Genomic DNA, 20,341 nt, shown 5'->3' with positions numbered 1-20,341 from the left:
TTTCCCCGTCATGTGGTGTCCGGCGGACACCGATTTACCATCATGCTGCAGGCGGGCGGGGGCCATCCGGGGTCGTAAATCCGTGTCCTGACGGACACGATAATTTGGATGAATGACTTTACCCCCTACACCTACGCGCTTTGCGCTGCGGTGTAGGGGGCTACGAGTAAAACGGTGTCCTGCGGACACCCGCTATCCGTGCGCCATGCGGGGATTACAGATGGAGATGTCCGGCAGGACACCGATTTACCATCATGCTGCGGGGGATCAGGCTATGATTTCGGAAAGGATGGCAACGGCGGTTTCGACGTTGGTGACGTCGGCGATGGCGAATGAGCGCTTGCCGTTGCGCTCACGGATCTGCACCCGGCGCGGATTGGCGGTCAGATAGGCCAGCATCTTGCCGAACATGTCAGACTGATAGTAGGCCTTGTTGCTCTCGTCGACGAAATAAGTGTACATCCGGCCCTGCTTCAGGGCTACTTTTTCTATGCCAAGACGGCGGGCGAGGCTCCGCAGACGCGGAATGCGCAGCAATTCGGCGGTGACGGGCGGGATGGCGCCGAAGCGGTCGGTGAGACGGTTTTTGAAGGCCTGGAGGTCGAGTTCGCGTTCTATGCCGTCGAGTTCCTGATAGAGGGCTATGCGCTCGCTCTCAGTTGGGACATAGTCGGCCGGCAGAAGCAGTTCCATGTCGCTCTCGATTACGCAGTCAGCCACAAAATCAGTCTGTGACTCGTCGAGACGGTCGGCCTGTTCGAGATCCGAGAATTCCTCGGTGCGCAGTTCGGTGACTGCCTCCTTGAGGATTTTCTGATATGTCTCGTAGCCGAGATCGGCTATGAAGCCTGACTGCTCCGCACCCAGGAGGTTGCCGGCTCCGCGGATGTCGAGATCCTGCATGGCTATGTGGATTCCGCTTCCGAGATCGCTGAAACTCTCGATTGCCTGGAGGCGCCGGCGCGCCACGGGGGTCAGGGGTATGTGGGGGGGCACCAGAAGATAGCAGAAAGCCTTGCGGTTGCTTCGGCCCACACGTCCGCGGAGCTGATGAAGCTCGCTGAGGCCGAAGTTCTGGGCGTTGTTGACAATGATGGTGTTGACGTTTGGCATGTCGATGCCGCTTTCGATGATGGTTGTGGCTATCAGCACGTCGTAGTCATGGTTGGCGAAGTCGATGATGGCCTTTTCGAGTTTTTCGGGTGGCATCTGTCCGTGGGCCACGATCACGCGGGCGTCAGGGACAAGGCGTTTCACCTGGGCTTCAAGCTCATATAGTCCTTCGATGCGGTTGTTGATCATGAAGACCTGTCCGTTGCGCGAGAGTTCGAAGTTGACGGCCTCGGCCACAATGTCGTCGCCGCCGGCGCAGACGGAGGTGATGATCGGGTAGCGGTTGGCGGGGGGAGTGTTGAGCGAGGTGAGATCGCGTGCGCCCATGAGAGAGAACTGGAGGGTGCGGGGGATGGGGGTGGCGCTCATGGTCAGGGTGTCGACATTGATCTTCATCTGCTTGAGCTTTTCTTTGACGGCCACGCCGAATTTCTGTTCTTCGTCTACAATCAGCAGGCCGAGATCCTTGAAGCGGACATCCTTGCCGATGAGTTTGTGGGTTCCGATGAGTATGTCGATTTTTCCTTCGGCCAGATCGCTGATTATTTCCCTGACCTGCTTGGGAGTGCGGGCGCGGGAGATGTAGTCGACTCTCACGGGGAGCTCTTTGAGGCGGTCGCGGAAGGTGTTGAAGTGCTGATAGGCCAGCACCGTAGTCGGCACGAGCACGGCTGTCTGCTTTCCGTCGACAGCCGCCTTGAAAGCCGCGCGGATGGCTATTTCGGTCTTGCCGAAGCCCACGTCGCCGCAGATCAGTCGGTCCATCGGGCGGTCGCTCTCCATGTCGGCCTTGACGGCTTTGGTGGCGGTCAGCTGGTCAGGGGTGTCCTCGTAGATGAATGAAGCCTCCAATTCCTGCTGCAGATAGCTGTCAGGGGCAAAGGCATGGCCCTTTTCGTCTTTGCGGGCGGCGTAGAGTCTGATCAGATCGCGGGCTATGTCCTTGAGTTTTGACTTGGTGCGCTCCTTCATCTTGTTCCATGCGCCGGAGCCGAGTTTGTTGATCTTCGGGGGCACTCCCTCCTTGCCTCGGTATTTGGCGAGTTTGTGGAGGGCGTGGATGGAGACGAAGATGATGTCGTCATTGGCATAGATGAGCTTGATCATCTCCTGGGTCTTGCCGTTGACGTTGGTTCGGAGCAGTCCGGCGAACTTGCCTACGCCGTGGTCCACGTGGACTATGAAGTCGCCCGGCTCGATGGCGCTCAGTTCCTTGAGCGAGAGGGCGAGTTTGCCTGAGCGGGCGCGGTCGCTCTTGAGGGTGTATTTGTGGAAGCGGTCAAAAATCTGGTGGTCGGTGAAGACGCAGAGTTTGAGCGAGTGGTCGGTGAAACCTTCATGGACCGTAGGCATGACGGGCGAGAAGGCTATGTCGTCGCCGCGGTCGGCGAAGATGACTTTCAGGCGCTCGATCTGCTTCTCGCTGTCGCTGAGGATGCAGATGCGGTAGCCCTCGGAGAGGAAACGGGTGAAACTTTCGCTGATCAGCTCGAAATTCTTGTGGTAGATGGCCTGGGGCGAGCAGTGGAAGTCAATCGAGGCTCCGGCGGCGGGATCGGGCTGTGCGGCGGCCGAGAAGCGCAGCTGACGGAAGGAGCTGAAGGCACGGGTGAAGGCCTCGCCGTCGACCACCTGTTTCATGGCGTTGGTGTCGGTGCTGTCATCGACAGCGGCCAGGGCGCTCTGCGAAAGTTCCTCGGCACCGATGGCCCTTACGCGCTCCAGGGTGTAGAGAGCATCGCGGACCACGAAGAGGGTCGAGGGATCGACGAACTCCAGCAACGACTCGCCTGATGACTGCGAGGCCACTCCGGAGGTTATGGCCACTTCTTCGAGGCGGCGTTCGGAGAGCTGGGTCTCAATGTTGAAGGTGCGGATGGAGTCGATCTCGTCGCCGAAGAAGTCGATGCGGAACGGAAGTTCGTGGCTGTAGCCGAAGATGTCGAGAATGGAGCCGCGTGCGGCAAACTGGCCCGGCTCATAGACATAGTCGACCTCCTGGAAGCCGTTTTGGCGCAGCCAGTCTATGGTGGCGGGGAGGTCCGTCTCGCGGTCTTTGCGCAGGTGGAGGGTGTGGCGGTCAATCACCTCGCGCCGGGCCACTTTTTCGGCCAGGGCCTCAGGATAGGTCACCACATAGGCCGGCGCGCGGTCGGAATGCCACTGGTTGAGGGCTTCGGTGCGCAGTATCTGCGAAGGGGGATCGACCTGGCCGTATCTGATGTCGCGCTTGTAGCCCGACGGGAAGAGCAGCACCCGGTCCTCGCCGAGGATGCGGCTGAGATCGTGGTAGATATAGCCGGCATCGTCGAGCGAATCGCCGACAACCACCGTCGGGACCTTGCGCGCGGGCAGCGCAGCGAGCATCATGGCCGGCGCCGATCCGGCGAGGTTATAGACGGATATTATCGCAGTCTCGCCGCCGAGAGCCTTCTGGAGGGCTTCGCGGCGGCGGGACGACATGAATTCATCGCAGAGTTGCTGTATGGAGGTCATGCGTATGGGCTGATGAGGTGTTGCTTTGATGCTATTTCTTTTTACCTAAGATCTCGCCGAAGCGCGGGGTGGTCAGCACGGCTGCGGCCGAGTCGACGGCCTGGTCGTCGCGCAGCGAGTAGATGACCTCGCCGCGGTTGAAATAGTAACGGCTGAGGAGCTCGCCGGCTATGTAGGGGGTGAGATTCTTGCGGTTGATGTCGAGATCGCGGCCCAGGTCGTGGCGGAGCATGGTGGCGAGCACGTCAAACTGCGCGGCGGTCGAGTCGTTCATATATCCTTCGGCGGTTGCTATCTCGCGCAGCTGCTTGACGGCATTCTCGCAGACTTTGTCATAGTTGAATTTTGCGGGGTCGATGAAGTTCTTGAACTCGCTGTAGATCTCGTCTGTGACCTCGAAGGTCTCCGGCGGGGCAATAGTGTCATGGGTGGCGGCATACTTGTTGGCGAAGTTGAAGGCCCAGTTGTCGCGGACCACGTTGAAGGTCAGGCGGTTCACTTCGGGATATTCAATCTTGATGTCGGGGGTTATGCCACCGCCGTCGCGCACCTCGCGTCCGCCGGCTGTCTTGAACACGCTGGTCAGGCTGTCAGGGATTCTTGCCACAGAGCCGTCGGGGTTGCGGCGGGAATAGTCGATGGCCTGGATGAGGCGTCCGGAGGGGATGTAGTATTTAGCCACGGTCACTTTCAGCAAGCCGTCATAGGGAAGCTCGCGGGTGCTCTGCACGAGGCCTTTGCCGTAGGAGCGGTTGCCGATGATCACCGCGCGGTCAAGATCCTGGAGCGCGCCGGAGACAATCTCCGATGCCGAGGCCGAATTGCCGTCAACAAGCACGGCGAGGGGTATTTTGATGTCGATGGGGTTGATGCTTGTCTTGTAGACCTTCTCGTTGAGCACACCTTTGCCGCGGGTGGTCAGCACGGCGGTGCCTTTGGGCAGGAAGAGGCCGAGAATCTCCACGGCGCTCTCGACGAGGCCGCCGCCGTTGCCTCGGAGGTCGAGAATCAGACCTTTGGCGCCTTCCTTGATCAGTTTCTCCACTCCGGCGCGGACTTCGGGGAAGCTTTTTTCAGAGAAAGTGTTGAGCCCGATGTAGCCCACTCCGGGGCGCACCATGCCAACGTAGGGCACGGGCGGAATCTGTATCTTGGCGCGCTTGAATTCGAAGGTCTTGATGGAGTCGGCGGTCCAGGGGCGCTTCATCACCAGTTTCAGAGTCGATCCGCTCTGGCCTTTTAGCTTGTCGCTGACGCGGGCCGATGTCCATCCGAGCACCGAGTCGCCGTCGATTGTCAGGAATAGGTCACCGGGGCGCAGACCTGCTTTCTGGGCGGGACTTCCCTCGTAAGGCTCGGCAATGATCACGCCCTCCTCGTTCTGCTGGATGACTGACCCGATACCGCCATACTCGCCGGTGGTCATGGTGCGGAATGCGTCCTGGTCTTTGGCTGAGAAATATTCGGTGTAGGGGTCGATGTCGTCGAGCATTGCCACTATGGCTGTGTTGATGGACTTCTCGGCGTCGATGGAGTCGACGTAGAAAGTCTGGAGTTCCTTGTAGAGTGCGTTGAATATGTCAAGATTGCGCGAAATCTCGTTTTTCTTGCTGCGGGTTGCTGCGGAAGCGAGCACGCAGAGCAGGACTAACGATGCGGCGATGAGGGTAAGTTTTTTCATACTCCTGATTGATAGTGAATTGATGAATCCGTGAGGGCTTGCCGGAAGGGCGGGATGCAGCCGTGTCTGCGGGAGCTCCGAAACGGAGTCCCAAAGTTAATCAATAAATATAACAATCGAAATATCAATCTCGTTTAAACATGTTAACGGGCGGATCAACCCTAATTGATCACAGCATTGAAAAATGGCCCCGGATTCAAATCCAGAGCCATCGAAAAATGAAATTCCCGCTGATACAATTAATTTACCTTATTTGATTAGTTTAAGTTTGCTTACCTTAAAAATTGTATTTATTCAAGTGTTTAACTATTATTGTTCTGACAGAGTTGTTACTATTGTGAGTTGAAATCAGTATTCAGCACAGCGCTCAGAGCGCCACTTTGGTTACTTTATCTCCCTGGCGGCGGATGAAGATGCCGTTTGAGGGATTCCCGACACGCAGACCGTTGAGATTGAAATATTCGACAGGCGCGTTGTTGCTGTCAGCGCCGATGCCGATGATCGAAGTTGTGTCACCGCCGGGTGTCACAAGCCTGATTTCATTGATCACCACTCCGTAGGCCTGAAGCACAAATCCTTTTTCCTTGAGCTTGTCGGCCCACTGGTCGGTGAGGGTGATCGAGATAAGATCTCCTTCGGTGGTGAATAGTTCAGGGTTGTCGACGGAATTGAGTACAATGCCGCCCCAGTTTCCGATGATGGGCTGCATGATGACTTCCGGTCCGCGGTCGGAAGTTACGAACACCAGTTTGTCACCGGCTTTGGCATCGGCAAAAAGCGGAGCAGACAGATCGATGTTTTTCCATTCGCTGCGGCAATCTTCCGAGCCGAACCAGATAGCATCCGGATCAACTTCCGTTTCAGATGGCACATAGCTTATGCGCGAGATATTGTAGCCGTCGCCGAAGGGGATAAATCCGAGTTCCCTGGCGCTTTTTGCCTGGGCGGGTGTCAGAGAAAATGTGACGGTAGCAGGCATTGTAAGATTGTCGGGGTAGACTGCGGGGCAGAGATCGCCGTTCCAGTCTCCTTTGGTCAGCAACAGGATAGCGCCGCTGTTGCAGCTGGCAACGCTGACTTCGATTTTGCCGCCGCCGGTAAAGTCGGCACACTGTTCGGCGCTGATGGTTGGGCCTGCGGCGTCCCACCTGACTGACACTCCTTCAGGAGAGTCGGACTGCCAGAGTACAACGGGTGTGGCGCAAACAGATGCCACGCTTGATATAAGCAGAAAAAGAGCAAGTAGATTTTTAATCATGGATCAATAAGATTTTGGGTTGTTGAATCGGGTTTTGTTGTGTGATACGATGCAAATTTAGTATGCCCGCGCCATTGGCAGGGATATGTCATGTATTCAGAAGGTGCAATCATGTCACATGCTTCAAATGTGATCAAAAATGACACATATTTACCATCCCCTATAGCAAAATTCCACCGCCGGATGAAAAAATAAACGAAAATTTCATTGCTATCGCAAATTTTAACTTATCTTTGCCAAACTTAGATTAAATACCACCTAAACACAGCCATGAGAAAAACACTTTTGATTTTCTGCCTTGCCGCAGCCGCTTTCGCGCGCGCTGAAGAGACGGCAACCGACCCTCTCGTGAATCTTCAGGCCGAAGTGAGGCTTGACTATCAGCACGACTGGCTTGACGGCCACACCGTCAATGACAACACCGGTTTCGAGGGCAAATACATCAATTTCCGCCTTGACGGAAATATCACCGACGGACTGAGCTACTCCTGGCGTCAGCGTCTCAACAAGCCCCACAAAGATGCGTCGTTTTTCGACGCCACTGACTGGGTCTACCTCAATTACGATTTCGGACGCTGGTCTGTGGCCGGCGGAAAGCAGGTAGTCGCCATAGGTGGCTGGGAGTATGACCGCGCGCCGATCGACCTCTACGGCTGCTCGGTGTTCTGGAACAATGTCCCCTGCTATCAGATAGGCGGATCAGTGAGTTTCAGACCTTCGGCGGCTGACAAACTGACGTTTCAGCTCTGCGAAAGCCCCTTCTACACGCCTGAAAACCGCAACATGTATGCCTACAACCTCATGTGGAACGGCCGTCACGGTTTCTTCGAGGCCATCTGGTCGGCCAACCTTCTGGAGTATGCCCCTGACCGCTACATCAGCTATCTGGCGCTCGGCAACAGGTTCAGTTTCGGCAAAGTCGCGCTTGAGCTCGACCTGATGAACCGTGCGGCCGCGCGGCAGACTTTCTTCCTGCGCGACATGTCGGTGATGGGCGAGCTTGCCTATGCCCCGACGGCCAAGTGGAAGGTGTTCGGCAAGATGACCTACGATGTCAACCGCACCCACAGCGATGCCGACCTCTGCGTGAGCCCCGGAACGGAGATGAAGATGGCCGGCGCCGGCGTTGAGTTCTTTCCCCTGGCCGACGGCCGCCACACTCTCAGGCTCCATGCAAATCTCTTCTACTCCTGGGGAAGCAACGGTAACACTGCCGATGTGATGCAGAACAAGACCATGCTTGTGGACTTCGGTGTCAAATGGAACATGAACATCCTCTCGCTGCGCCGCTGAGACTCCTCCCCATTCACGTTTTTACCACCTTATTATATATAGATATAGCAAAGTGAGGGTGTAGTGAAACATCCTCACTGCCTGACACCTATTCAAATCATCATCATGGAAAAAACCGAAAACCCGGCCCCGGCACGCTCATTCTCGCTGTGGCGCCTGATTCCAACCGGAGTGCCCTGCCTTGCAGTAGTCTTCGCCCTGTTCTGGTATGTAGGGTCGATCATGGGCCTCCCCAACATGCTCAACACTATCATGCACACGGCCCATGACCTGCTGCTCAACACTGTGTTCTACCTCATGGGCATCTGTGTGGTCACCGGAGCCATAGGCCGTCTGTTTGTGGAGTTCGGAGTGGTCAAACTGCTTGAAAACATACTCCGCCCTCTGATGCGCCCGCTCTTCAATCTGCCAGGCGTGGCTGCCCTCGGAGCCACCATGACATTCCTGAGCGACAACCCCGCCATCATCTCCCTCTCGCAGGACCGCCGTTTCTGCCGCTATTTCAAGAAATTCCAATACATCTCGCTGACCAACTTCGGAACCGCTTTCGGCATGGGGCTGTTGGTCATGGTGTTCATGGTCGGGCAGGGCTACTACATCGAGCCGGTCATCGGCCTTTTCGGCGCCTTCTGCGGCTGCATCGTGTCGACTCGCCTCATGCAGTATTTCGTCATCAAGGCCTACCCCTCGTTTGCCGTGGAAGATGCGGTTGTCAAGGAGGCCGGCAAGCTTGAGGAAGAGGAGAAGGTGGAGACCAAGTCGGTCTTCATCCGCACACTCAATTCGCTGCTCGACGGCGGGCGCACAGGTGTTGATGTCGGCATCGCCATCATTCCAGGCGTGCTGATCATCTCTACACTGGTGATGATCCTGACCTTCGGGGCTTCGGAGAGCGGATATACCGGCGCGGCCTATGAGGGCATAGAGCTCCTGCCCTGGCTTGCCTCGAAGATCAATTTCGTGTTCGAATGGCTCTTCGGCTTCAGCGACCCGCATCTTGTGGCCTTCCCCATCACGGCTCTCGGTGCCGTAGGGGCGGCGCTGAGCCTCGTGCCCAATTTCGCAGCCCAGGGGTGGATCGACGGCAATGCGATAGCGGTTTTCACGGCCATTGGCATGTGCTGGAGCGGCTATCTCAGCACTCATACCGCTATGCTTGACTCGCTCGGCTACCGCGAACTGACCCCCAAGGCTATCCTCGCCCATACCATCGGCGGAATCGTTGCCGCCATCGTAGCCCACATGGTCTATCTCGGCATCAGCATGATCTGATCTCAGCCCCGATCGGGTACGCCATCCAGTGGCATCCCTCCGGAACGGTAAATCCGTGTCCTGTCGGACACGACATTTTTGTAATCATCTTTTCCCCCGACATCTGCGCGCATTGCGCTGCGGTGTCGGGGGCTACTATTAAATCGGTGTCCGGTCGGACACCGATTTACCATCACGCCTTGGCCGTCACTCCATTTTATCCTCCCCGCCATTTCATCCCCCTTATTGTGGGATTCCGGCCTATCTTGCGGATTGACAGACGGGTGTCTATCGCATTAACAATTGTTAATAATCATTGGCGTTTGCTTTGATTTAGTATAAAATTATTATCTTTGCGCATAGATTGTATAGCTTAACTTTAGCCTTAACTATCTTCTTCTCATTTTTTACTTCAAACTGAGACCTTTACAGACCACACTATGCGTTTAAGCAACTTATTAGTAGGCGCTTCCATTGCGGGCGCACTGCTCACAGCATGTACAACCGACGAGATCACTATCCCCAAAAGTGAGCTCTATGCCCGTGAATTCATTAAGAAATTCGGAGTCATTGATCCCGACCGCGATCTCAACTCCGCAACACATTCAGAAATTAATGTTGTAACCACACGGCCGACAGATGTTAAAGTTTATGCCGACATCAACGGCAAGCGCTATCTGTTTGCCGAAGGCCATAAGCTTTCCGGCACAACGCCACTGACTTTCGACGTACCGAAATCAGTCAAAGAAGTCATCGTCGATATTGACGGACGCCTCATAAAGACGCCTTTGGGCGGAACTGTCCGCGCAAATTCCACAGGCCGTGCCATTTGGGAGAAAAAAGACAATGTAGTTGAGATCACCAGAGAGGACTACCGTGGCCTTACCGATGAAGGTGTAATGGCCTTCAAAGACTATCTGCCGGAAGAAGTGGACAATATCGGAAAGGTGACTCAAAATTTCAGTTTTGTCGCAAACGGAGACTTTACGATTTATCCTGTTTACTGGTGTACAGCCAGCTACAATACCCTTGGCATCTATTATATTGATGAAGAGAAAAATGAAATGGTCCACATTCCGTTTTATACCAATAAAATTTTTCCGATAGATGGCACCCAGGGCAACCTGATATATACGTTTGAAGATCCTTATGCCGAGGATTATGTCCCTGCTAAAGACAATATACCTTTGATTGATGAATCCAGACCGCTTGATGCCTCTGTGCCATTAAACAATCAGGAATTAAAACCGGCTGACTTTAACAATAACGGACTGACAAGTTTTCTTGACTTCCAGGATGAAGACTGGTATATTTTCAAAAGACGGTATATCCTCAAACTTCAGGAACAGCATCGATATTATTTCAGCGGACATCCGTTTTCAGAGTATTTTGATATTGATTATCTTATAAAAGACTCTCATTTTGACCCTGCAAAAGAAAGAAAAATATTCGTCTCCGGCATAGAGGTCGAAGCAAAGGATGAGACACATGTCAACATAGTCAAGCTGTCAATGGGTCCGTTGAATGACTGGAAATATCCTGTAGATGAACAAGACAGCCATCCTTCAAACAAAGAAGTCAAAGGCTGGAAATCTCGTGGAATCCATGTCAGTATAGCTACAGGCACCAAATTCGGCATGTATATTCGTGCATGGTATATGACAGACCAAGGGATCCCGAAACCGTCGATTGACAATGTTGATATTGTGCGGTTGCCCTTGGATCCTGAAACCGGTCTGCCTAAAAAAGACCAATATCGCCGCTTCTATTCAGAAGCAAAATACAATCCTGAAATTGGCGGCTCCAATGTGTTTGGTGCAACATACATGTATAAAGCTCCAACAGGAACATATCGCGTTCTTGGCTTTGAGGATTATGGTGAAGATGTGCATGACTTGAATGATATGATGTTCTTCATCTCATCAGAAATACATCAGGATATTCCTGATGTTAATGACAAAGACAAACCCGAACCCGAACCTTACCAGTGGCTGATTGCCGCGGAGGACTTGGCGGGTACCTATGACTGGGACTTCAACGATGCGGTGTTTGCCGTCAGCGCCACAACCATTGTCGATGGTGAGGAAAACGGAGCCAAAAAGACCCGCATCACCGTCGAACCCCTCGCAGCAGGTGGTACACTGCCTATCTACGTGATGTTTAACGGCACAATCACCGACGATCAGGGCGATGGCAACGGTCAGGAACTCGGTCTCGGACACTACAACATCGGTCCGGAACTCCACAGATGGCTCGGCGGATATTACCGCAGTCCGATCAACGTCAAAGAACCCGTAGCCTCGGCCTCAGGCACTCCGCTGTCATTTATGGTAGACGGCGAATGGTCGCTGACCGATGAGTATCAGGACCGTCCCTCCTGGACGCAGAACGATGTCAAAGGCATGGGCGGATTCTATATCCTCGTCAATCCGAGCAATTCGCTGAACTATATCCAGACCGCTATCAGCCGCTTCGATGTGGAGCTTCTGAATGATGAGTCGCATTTTCACAAGGTGACCCCGCCCTCATCGTTCGACAAACAGGATCAGGTGGTGGTTTCGCCCGAAATGCTTTGTCTTGAGTCTTCCTGGTACTGGCCTATGGAGGAATGCGGAATCCATGAAGTTTATTTCAACTTCGAGTCATGGCTCAAGGGCGACACCAAGGAATGGTATGCCGATCCGATACATTGGGATGCACAGCGAGTGGTAAAACGTAAGTGATATTCCCTCGTCACAAAGCCGATCCGCAAGGCGTGACGGTAAATCGATGTCCTCAGCCGGACATCAACAAAACTTGAAAACATCGTACCCCCGACACCTGCGCGCTGTGCGCCACGGTGTCGGGGGCTACTATTAAATCGGTGTCCTGCCGGACACCCGCCAACCCCTGCACCATCCGGAATCACCGCCCTGACGGACACCGATTTTCCATCACGCCCGTGTCATCCCCCATCCGGGGAACGGATTGATGCGCGCGGGGGAGGGGCGGTTTGCTGTATGCTTGCGTGATTTTTCTTGGGATTTCGGGATTTTGTTGTAACTTTGCATGTCCCAATCATTAACACTGATCATAATAACCGGAATACTGATCATGAACATATCATATAACTGGCTAAAAAAATATCTCGATTTCAGTCTGACCCCCGACGAACTCGCCGCCGCCCTCACCTCGATAGGTCTTGAGACCGGCTCGGTGGAGGAAGTAGAGTCGATACGCGGAGGTCTCCGCGGCATTGTCATCGGCAAAGTGCTGACCTGCGTCGAGCATCCCAACAGCGACCATCTCCACATCACCACCGTTGATCTCGGCGACGGAGCCGAGACCCAGATTGTCTGCGGCGCGCCCAATGTGGCTGCCGGACAGACCGTTGTGGTGGCCACTGTAGGCACAACCCTCTATGACGGCGACAAGGAATTCGCCATCAAGAAATCGAAAATCCGCGGCGTGGAATCGTTCGGCATGATCTGTGCCGAAGACGAGATCGGTGTCGGATCGTCGCACGACGGCATCATCGTAATCACCGACGATGTGAAGCCCGGAACACCAGCCGCAGAATATTACGGACTCAGTTCCGACTGGCTCCTTGAAGTGGACCTCACTCCCAACCGCATCGATGCCGCCTCGCACTACGGCGTGGCCCGCGACCTCTCGGCCTGGATGGCGGCCCACACACAGGCCTCGGAACTCCGCCGCCCCGCAGTGGATGCTTTCGAGCTTGACAACGCCGAAGGCGGAGTGAGTGTGAGAGTGGAAAACACCCAGGCCTGCCCGCGCTACACCGGCGTGACAGTCCGCGGTGTCACCGTCAAGGAGTCGCCCAAATGGCTCAAAGACGCCCTCTCTACCATAGGCCTGCGTCCGATCAACAACATTGTCGACATCACAAACTACCTGCTCCACGGCATCGGCCAGCCGCTCCACTGCTTCGACGTGGCCAAGATTGCCGGCGGAGAGATCGTGGTCAAAAACGCCCGCGAGGGAGAGAAATTCGTGACCCTCGACGGAGTGGAACACACTCTTGATTCACGCGATCTGATGATCTGCAACTCCGAGGTGCCGATGTGCATAGCCGGAGTGTTCGGCGGACTCGACTCAGGCGTGACCGAAACCACCACCGACGTTTTCCTTGAAAGCGCCTACTTCAACCCGACCTCCGTGCGCAAGACCGCACGCCGCCACGGACTCAACACCGACTCATCGTTCCGCTTCGAACGCGGCGTGGATCCCAACAACACCCTCTACGTGCTCCGTCTGGCCGCCATGATGGTCAAAGAGCTTGCCGGAGGCGAGATCTGCGGCCCGCTGACCGACGTCTATCCCTCGGTGATCGAACCCGCCCGCGTCGACCTCAGATTCGACTATCTCAACTCGCTCGTTGGCAAGGAAATCCCCGCCGAGACCGTGGTCTCCATCCTCAAGAGCCTCGAAATGAACCTCTTGGAGGTCACAGACAATGAAGTGAAGATGGAAGTGCCCACCTATCGTGTGGACGTGACCCGTCCGTGTGACGTGGTCGAGGATGTGCTCCGCATCTACGGCTACAACAACGTGGAGATCAGCGACAGCGTCCGCTCGGCTCTCTCGTCGCAGACCTTTGAGGACCGCGACAACGCCCTGCGTAACCTCATCAGCGAACAGCTCTGCGCCGAAGGCTTCAACGAGATTCTCAACAACTCGCTCACAGCCGAGTCCTACTATAATGAACTGCCCGGCTATCCCGCCGACCACTGCGTCAAGCTTCTCAACCCTCTGAGCAACGACCTCAGCGTAATGCGCCAGACACTCCTATTCGGAGGCCTCGAATCGCTCAGCCACAACATCAACCGCAAGATGGCTGACCTGCGCATGTTTGAGTTCGGCAACGTCTACTTCTTCAACCCCGCCGCCGAATCGACCGCCGACCGAGTGCTCGCCCCCTACAGCGAAAGCTCGCGTCTGGCACTGTGGATGACCGGCGCCCTCCGTCCGGGCAACTGGGCCCGCAAGGAAGAGGAAGCCACGGTCTACGACCTGAAAGCCGTGGTTGCCAACATCTTCGCCCGCCTCGGCATCAATCCCGCCGAGATCAGACTTTCGGCAGGCACCTCAGGCCTCTATGCCGCCGGTCTCGACATAGCCACCCGCTCAGGCAAGGTCCTCGGCACCCTCGGCATCCTCTCGAAGAAGATAGCCGCGTCGATGGACATCAAGCAGCAGGTGGTCTACTGCGAGCTCGACTGGCATGCGCTGGTCAACCTCTCGATCCGCAAGAAAGTCAGCTACTCGCCCCTGGCGCGCACCATGCCCGTCAAGCGCGACCTCGCACTGCTTCTCGACAAGAGCGTCAGCATGGAGCAGGTAGAGGCCACAGTGCGCGAGAGCGAACGCCGTCTGCTCAAAGACGTGAGTCTCTTCGATGTCTATGAAGGCAAAAACCTCCCCGAAGGCAAGAAATCATATGCCATCGCCATCACCCTCCAGGACGATGAAAAGACCCTCCAGGACAAGCAGATCGAAGCCGTGATGAACAAGGTGATCACCAACCTCACCAAGAAACTCGGTGCCGAACTCCGTTAAAGTCAGGAATTATCATATAAACCACTACCCGGAAATCTCATAACTCTCATAAAAATCTCATAAACAGCAATGGGAAGAGCATTTGAATACCGCAAAGCACGTAAACTCAAACGTTGGGGTAACATGTCGCGCACATTTACCCGCATAGGCAAGGAAATCACCATCGCCGCCAAAGCAGGCGGTCCAGATCCCTCCACCAACCCCCGTCTGCGCGCACTCATGCAGAACGCCAAGGCAGCAAACATGCCAAAGGACACCGTAGAACGCGCCATCAAGAAAGCAACTGACAAAGACGCAGGCGATTACAAGGAAATCACCTACGAAGGATACGGCCCCCACGGCATCGCCATCTTTGTCGAAGCCGCTACTGACAACAACACCCGTACCGTGGCCAACGTCCGCTCATACTTCACCAAACACGGCGGCAGCCTCGGCACCCAGGGTTCGCTGACCTTCCTCTTCGACCACAAGAGCGTATTCAAGATCAAACCCAAAGACGGAGTCTCGCTCGAAGATCTCGAACTTGAACTCATCGACTACGGTGTAGACGAACTCGAAGACATCACCGATGACGAAAGCGGCGAAGAGCAGGTGATACTCTACGGTGCGTTTGAAGAATACTCCAACATCCAGAAATATCTTGAAGACAACGGCTTCGAGATCATCTCTTCAGAGTTCGAGCGCATCCCCAACGATCTCAAGGAAGTTACCGCCGAACAGCGCGCCGCCATCGAGAAACTCCTCGAAAAGATCGAAGAGGACGAGGATGTCCAGAACGTGTTCCACAACATGAAGGAAGAGGACTGATCCTCAACCACATACCCACACACATATACGCATCACACAACATCATGCCTCTCTCACGCAGATTGACTGACGTTTGCGCCGCACTCCTGCTTGTGCTCCTGACCGGAGCATGCGGGGGTGCGCGCCGTTTGGATGTGAAGCCTTCAGACCCTTCCATCCTCTATATGGGCCGCATCCTCTGGGCCGACTCGCTCGCGCCTAAGTTCACCTGGCCCGGCACCACAGCAATGTTCAACTTCGAAGGCTCGGCAGTGGCTATGGCCGCAAGCCCCGGCAGCGGTCAGTTCATGGTCGAGATTGACGGCGGAGAACCGTTCAAGATCAACTTCACTCCCTCCGACTCGCTCATCACCCTCGCCGACTCACTCCCCGCAGGCCCCCACTCGCTGAGAGTGGCCTACGCCATAGAAGGCTATGAGAAGAATCCCGAATTCCGTGGATTCACCATCAGCGGCGAAGGAGCCCGCCTGCTCCCGCCCCCCGAACGCCCGGCGCTCAAGATGGAATTCATCGGCAACTCGATCACCTGCGGCTACGGCACCGAAGAGACTGACCCCTCCGTGGGTTTCAGCTATGACACCGAGAACCATACTCTCGGCTATGCCTATCTGACGGCCCGCGCGCTCAACGCCGACTTCAATGTGGTGGCGCGATCAGGCATCGGAATGTACCGCTCCTTCGGCGGACCCCGCGAGGGCACTCCGGAGCAGAGAATGCCCGTGGAATATGACCGCACTCTCATCTACAATCCGGACCACTACTGGAACCACTCGTCGTTTCACCCTGACATCATCTGCATCAATCTCGGCACCAACGACACTTCGCTTGACAATTATGACATCGACCGCTTCGAACTGGCCTACCGCAAGTTCCTGACTCACCTGCGTATGCTCCATCCGCAGGCAAAAATAGTGCTGCTGACCGGCTCGATGCTCCGAGGGCAGGCCCTGGCCGATGTCAAAGGCGCGCTTGACCGTCTTGCCGATCCCGAAAAGCAGATCTACCGCTTCGACATGTCGGAACAGACAGGCGAGCTGGGCTATGGCGCCGACTATCATCCCTCCAGAGCCCAGGCGGCGAGAATGGCCGAAGAGCTGACCGCCTACCTGCGCGACAATCTCCTCTGAAGCCCCCGCTTATTTTACTTACCCACACAACCTCTAACGAACTGACGTTTTGGAAGACTTCTCTTCGCTCCTGCGCGAGCGGATAATGATACTCGACGGTGCGATGGGCACCATGATCCAGAGCTACGGGCTCGGCGAGGCCGATTTCCGCGGCGAGCGCTTTGCCCAGTGGCCCACTGACCTGCGCGGAAACAATGACCTGCTTGTGCTCACCCGTCCGGATGTGATAAGCGCGATCGCATCGCAGTATATCGACGCCGGAGCCGACATCATAAGCACCGACACCTTCAACGCCAATTCAATCTCTATGGCTGACTACGGCATGGAGGCGCTGGTCAGCGAGATAAACCGCACCGCGGCCTCGCTGCTCCGCAGTCTGGCCGACAGCCGCCGCGCTGCAGACGGGCGCCGCATATGGGTGGCCGGATCAATCGGCCCGACCAACAAGACGGCATCGATGAGCCCCGATGTCAACGATCCTGCTCTGCGGGCTGTCTCTTACGACGATCTTTTCAATGCCTACCGCGAACAGATCGCAGCCCTGATAGAGGGGAGCGCAGACCTGCTGCTCTTCGAGACTATCTTTGACTCGCTCAACCTCAAGGCCGGACTCGATGCCGCGCGCGACGCTATGGACGCCGCCGGCCGCGAGCTCCCGGTGATGCTTTCCATCACACTTTCAGGTCATGACGGCCGCACGTTCTCCGGACAGACCATTCCGGCCTTCATGGCCTCGGTGGAGCACTTCCCGATAGCCTCGATAGGCATCAACTGCTCCTTCGGCGCGGCTGACATGAAGCCCCATCTCAGAGAGCTTGCCAAGATAGCCCGCTGTCCGGTAAGCTGCCACCCCAACGCCGGGCTTCCAAACGCTATGGGCGAATATGAGGAAAGCCCTGAGACAATGGCCGCGCAGATTGCCGGCTTTGCCGATGAGGGACTGGTCAACATAGTGGGCGGCTGCTGCGGCACCACTCCGGCCCACATCGCAGCCATCAGCCGGGCCGTGGCGGGAAAACCCGGTCGCACATTCAGCACCGAGGCTCCCGCCGGAATGCACCTGTCGGGCCTCGAACGTCTCGACATCATGCCTGACAGCCTCTTCGTCAACGTCGGTGAACGCTGCAACGTGGCCGGATCACGCAAATTCCTGCGCCTGATCAAGGAAGGCAAGCTTGACGAGGCCCTGAGCATTGCCCGCAAGCAGGTTGACGACGGAGCGCAGATCATAGACATCAACATGGACGACGGCATGATGGATGCCCGCAAGGAAATGTGTGGCTTCCTCAATCTGATCGCATCCGAGCCTGACATAGCCCGTGTGCCCGTGATGATCGACTCCTCTGACTGGCAGGTGATCGAAGCGGCGCTCAAATGTGTGCAGGGCAAGTCGATAGTCAATTCCATCTCCCTCAAGGAGGGCGAGGAAGTCTTTCTCGACCATGCGCGCCGCATCCGCCGTCTCGGCGCCGCCGCAGTTGTAATGGCTTTTGATGAAAAGGGCCAGGCCGACGTTTTCGAACGCAAGACAGAAGTCTGCGCCCGTGCCTACCGTCTGCTCACCGAGCGAGTGGGCTTCAACCCCGAAGACATAATTTTCGACCCCAACATACTTGCCATAGCCACCGGCATGAAGGAGCATGACCGCTACGGTCTCGACTTCATCCGCGCCGTGGAGTGGATCAAGCAGAATCTGCCCGGAGCCAAAGTGAGCGGCGGCGTCAGCAACCTGTCGTTCTCATTCCGCGGCAACAACTATCTGCGTGAAGCCATGCACGCCGTGTTCCTCTACCATGCCATAGCCAAAGGCATGGACATGGCCATTGTCAACCCCTCCTCGTCTGTGACTTATGAGGAGATCGAACCAGGTCTGCGCGAACTGATAGAAGACGTGGTTCTCTATCGGCGCGAGGATGCGGCCGAGCAGCTGATGGCCCGCGCGCAGGAGATGCTTGCCGCCAAGGAGCAGGGTGCTGATCCGGCGCGCACTGAGACCGCCGAGGCCTGGCGCGCGCTGCCGGTGGGCGAACGTCTGACCCACGCGCTTGTCAAAGGCATCCATGACCATCTCGAAGAGGATCTCGCCGAGGCTCTTGCCGCAGGCACTGATCCGGTCGACATAATCGACGGCCCGCTGATGGAAGGAATGAACCGCGTGGGCTCCCTCTTCGGCGAAGGCAAGATGTTTCTGCCTCAGGTGGTGAAGACCGCCCGCACCATGAAGCGCGCCGTGACCATTCTCCAGCCAGTGATCGAGAGCCGCCGCGACAGCCGGCAGTCAGAAAAGGCCGGAAAGGTGGTGTTTGCCACCGTGAAAGGCGATGTGCATGACATCGGCAAGAACATCGTGTCGATCGTCCTTGCCTGCAACAACTACGAGGTGATTGACCTCGGAGTGATGGTGCCTGCGGAGGATATCGTGGCCACCGCCTTGCGTGAGAAGCCTGATCTGGTGTGTCTTTCCGGCCTCATCACCCCCTCGCTTGAGGAGATGGCCCGCGTGGTCAGGCTGATGGAGGAAACCGGGCTGAAAATACCGGTGATGGTGGGCGGCGCCACCACTTCGCGCATCCACACGGCAGTGAAGATAGCCCCTAACTACTCAGCGCCGGTGATCCATGTGCCTGACGCCTCGCAAAACCCGCTGATAGCCGCCCGTCTGCTCAACCCTGACACCTGTGAGGCTTTCATTGCCGAACTTAAAGAACAGTATGACACCCTGCGTGAGCGCGAGCGCCTCCGCACCGTGGCCACGGTGTCTCTCGCCGAAGCCCGCAGGCGTTCGGTCAGAGGCTGTCTTAAACCGCATGTGCCCGTAGCACCTGCCGCTCCGGGGCGTCACCGTATTGACATACCCGTCAAAGAAATCATCCCCTATATCAACTGGCACTTCTTCTTCAATGCCTGGAAACTGCCCGGAGATTTCGCCTCGGTCACAGCCCTGCATGACTGTCCGGCCTGCCGCCGTGCCTGGATCGAAAAATATACTCCGGCTGATCCTTCAAAAGGCGAGGAGGTCATCAGGCTCTACCGCGATGCGTCCTCGCTGCTCGACCGCTGGAGCGGAGAAGATCGCGGCGCGAGTGCAATAGTGAAACTCTGCGAGGCTCATGCCGAGGGCGATGACATTGTGATGGACGGCATCCGCATCCCCACTCTGCGCTCACAGGCTCTCGGTGCGGGCGAACCCTCGCGCGGACTTTCCGACTATCTGGCCGAAAGCAGCGACTATGCGGGAGCCTTTGCCGTGAGCATTGATTTTGCAGATGAAGTCCGGGCCGCTGATGAGGCGGCTGACAGCTACCGCTCACTCCTGGTGCAGAGCCTGGCCCACCGTCTGGCCGAAGCTGCCTCGGAGTGGCTTCACGCAAAAGTGCGCCGCGAACTGTGGGGCTATGCTCCTGCCGAAAATCTTTCGCTGAAGGAGCTTTCGCAGGCTCGCTACACAGGTATCCGGCCCGCTGTAGGCTATCCCTCCCTGCCCGATCAGAAACTGACCTTTGTGCTTGACAGTCTGCTCGGACTTGGAGACATAGGCGTGAGCCTGACCGAAAACGGAGCAATGGAGCCTTCAGCCACAGTCTGCGGCCTCTATATAGCTCATCCGGAATCAAGCTACTTCATGCCGGGGCGCATTGCCGACGACCAGATTGCCGACTATGCCCGCCGCCGCTCCCTTGACACGGACCAGGTCAGAAATCTGCTTGCCTATTAGGCACTTTCCCCGAACCCTCAATCGCTACAAACCCAATCAAC

10 protein-coding genes are annotated in these 20,341 nt (G+C 56.2%); 7 read left to right on the top strand and 3 right to left on the bottom strand.

Going from position 1 to position 20,341, the window contains the following annotated elements; all coding sequences use genetic code 11:
* Positions 1 to 267: 267 nt before the first annotated feature.
* The 3 genes from mfd to C5O23_RS00980 form a co-directional block, all read right to left on the bottom strand.
* Positions 268 to 3,609, bottom strand: a complete 3,342-nt coding sequence (mfd, locus tag C5O23_RS00990; RefSeq protein ID WP_107031089.1) for a transcription-repair coupling factor — start codon at positions 3,607 to 3,609, stop codon at positions 268 to 270.
* 31 nt (positions 3,610 to 3,640) lie between these two features.
* Complete coding sequence (locus C5O23_RS00985; RefSeq protein ID WP_107031088.1) at positions 3,641 to 5,290, bottom strand: S41 family peptidase; 1,650 nt, start codon at positions 5,288 to 5,290, stop codon at positions 3,641 to 3,643.
* A 367-nt stretch (positions 5,291 to 5,657) separates the two neighbouring features.
* Positions 5,658 to 6,548, bottom strand: coding sequence for a hypothetical protein (locus C5O23_RS00980; protein ID WP_107031087.1), 891 nt, complete (start codon positions 6,546 to 6,548; stop codon positions 5,658 to 5,660).
* 270 nt (positions 6,549 to 6,818) lie between these two features.
* Here C5O23_RS00980 and C5O23_RS00975 point away from each other — a divergent pair, with 270 nt between their 5' ends.
* The 7 genes from C5O23_RS00975 (at position 6,819) to metH (ending at position 20,300) form a co-directional block, all read left to right on the top strand.
* A complete protein-coding gene (locus tag C5O23_RS00975) occupies positions 6,819 to 7,841 on the top strand; it encodes a porin (protein ID WP_107031086.1) in 1,023 nt (340 codons plus the stop codon).
* 105 nt (positions 7,842 to 7,946) lie between these two features.
* A complete protein-coding gene (locus C5O23_RS00970; protein WP_107031085.1) occupies positions 7,947 to 9,113 on the top strand; it encodes a CD0519/CD1768 family membrane protein in 1,167 nt (388 codons plus the stop codon).
* A 419-nt stretch (positions 9,114 to 9,532) separates the two neighbouring features.
* Entirely contained in the window at positions 9,533 to 11,815 is a 2,283-nt protein-coding gene (locus C5O23_RS00965; protein ID WP_107031084.1) for a hypothetical protein, read from the top strand.
* A 370-nt stretch (positions 11,816 to 12,185) separates the two neighbouring features.
* Entirely contained in the window at positions 12,186 to 14,651 is a 2,466-nt protein-coding gene (pheT, locus tag C5O23_RS00960; protein ID WP_107031083.1) for a phenylalanine--tRNA ligase subunit beta, read from the top strand.
* Positions 14,652 to 14,720: 69 nt separating this feature from the next.
* Complete coding sequence (locus tag C5O23_RS00955; RefSeq protein ID WP_107031082.1) at positions 14,721 to 15,458, top strand: YebC/PmpR family DNA-binding transcriptional regulator; 738 nt, start codon at positions 14,721 to 14,723, stop codon at positions 15,456 to 15,458.
* 44 nt (positions 15,459 to 15,502) lie between these two features.
* Positions 15,503 to 16,585: an SGNH/GDSL hydrolase family protein gene (locus C5O23_RS00950; RefSeq protein WP_107031081.1), complete on the top strand. Its 1,083-nt coding sequence runs from the start codon at positions 15,503 to 15,505 to the stop codon at positions 16,583 to 16,585.
* 49 nt (positions 16,586 to 16,634) lie between these two features.
* A complete protein-coding gene (gene metH, locus C5O23_RS00945) occupies positions 16,635 to 20,300 on the top strand; it encodes a methionine synthase (protein ID WP_262497245.1) in 3,666 nt (1,221 codons plus the stop codon).
* Positions 20,301 to 20,341: the final 41 nt, after the last annotated feature.

Source organism: Duncaniella muris (assembly GCF_003024805.1).
In the GTDB taxonomy this organism is placed as follows: domain Bacteria; phylum Bacteroidota; class Bacteroidia; order Bacteroidales; family Muribaculaceae; genus Duncaniella; species Duncaniella muris.
The sequence above is the reverse complement of the archived record's forward strand: the minus strand, read 5'-3'. Positions and strand labels throughout refer to the sequence as shown.

Coding starts and splice junctions, on each gene's coding strand:
- C5O23_RS00965 (WP_107031084.1), top strand. CDS start 9,533: ATGCGTTTAAGCAACTTATTAGTAGGCGCTTCCATTGCGGGCGCACTG.
- C5O23_RS00950 (WP_107031081.1), top strand. CDS start 15,503: ATGCCTCTCTCACGCAGATTGACTGACGTTTGCGCCGCACTCCTGCTT.
- C5O23_RS00955 (WP_107031082.1), top strand. CDS start 14,721: ATGGGAAGAGCATTTGAATACCGCAAAGCACGTAAACTCAAACGTTGG.
- C5O23_RS00970 (WP_107031085.1), top strand. CDS start 7,947: ATGGAAAAAACCGAAAACCCGGCCCCGGCACGCTCATTCTCGCTGTGG.
- C5O23_RS00985 (WP_107031088.1), bottom strand. CDS start 5,290: ATGAAAAAACTTACCCTCATCGCCGCATCGTTAGTCCTGCTCTGCGTG.
- mfd (WP_107031089.1), bottom strand. CDS start 3,609: ATGACCTCCATACAGCAACTCTGCGATGAATTCATGTCGTCCCGCCGC.
- C5O23_RS00980 (WP_107031087.1), bottom strand. CDS start 6,548: ATGATTAAAAATCTACTTGCTCTTTTTCTGCTTATATCAAGCGTGGCA.
- C5O23_RS00975 (WP_107031086.1), top strand. CDS start 6,819: ATGAGAAAAACACTTTTGATTTTCTGCCTTGCCGCAGCCGCTTTCGCG.
- pheT (WP_107031083.1), top strand. CDS start 12,186: ATGAACATATCATATAACTGGCTAAAAAAATATCTCGATTTCAGTCTG.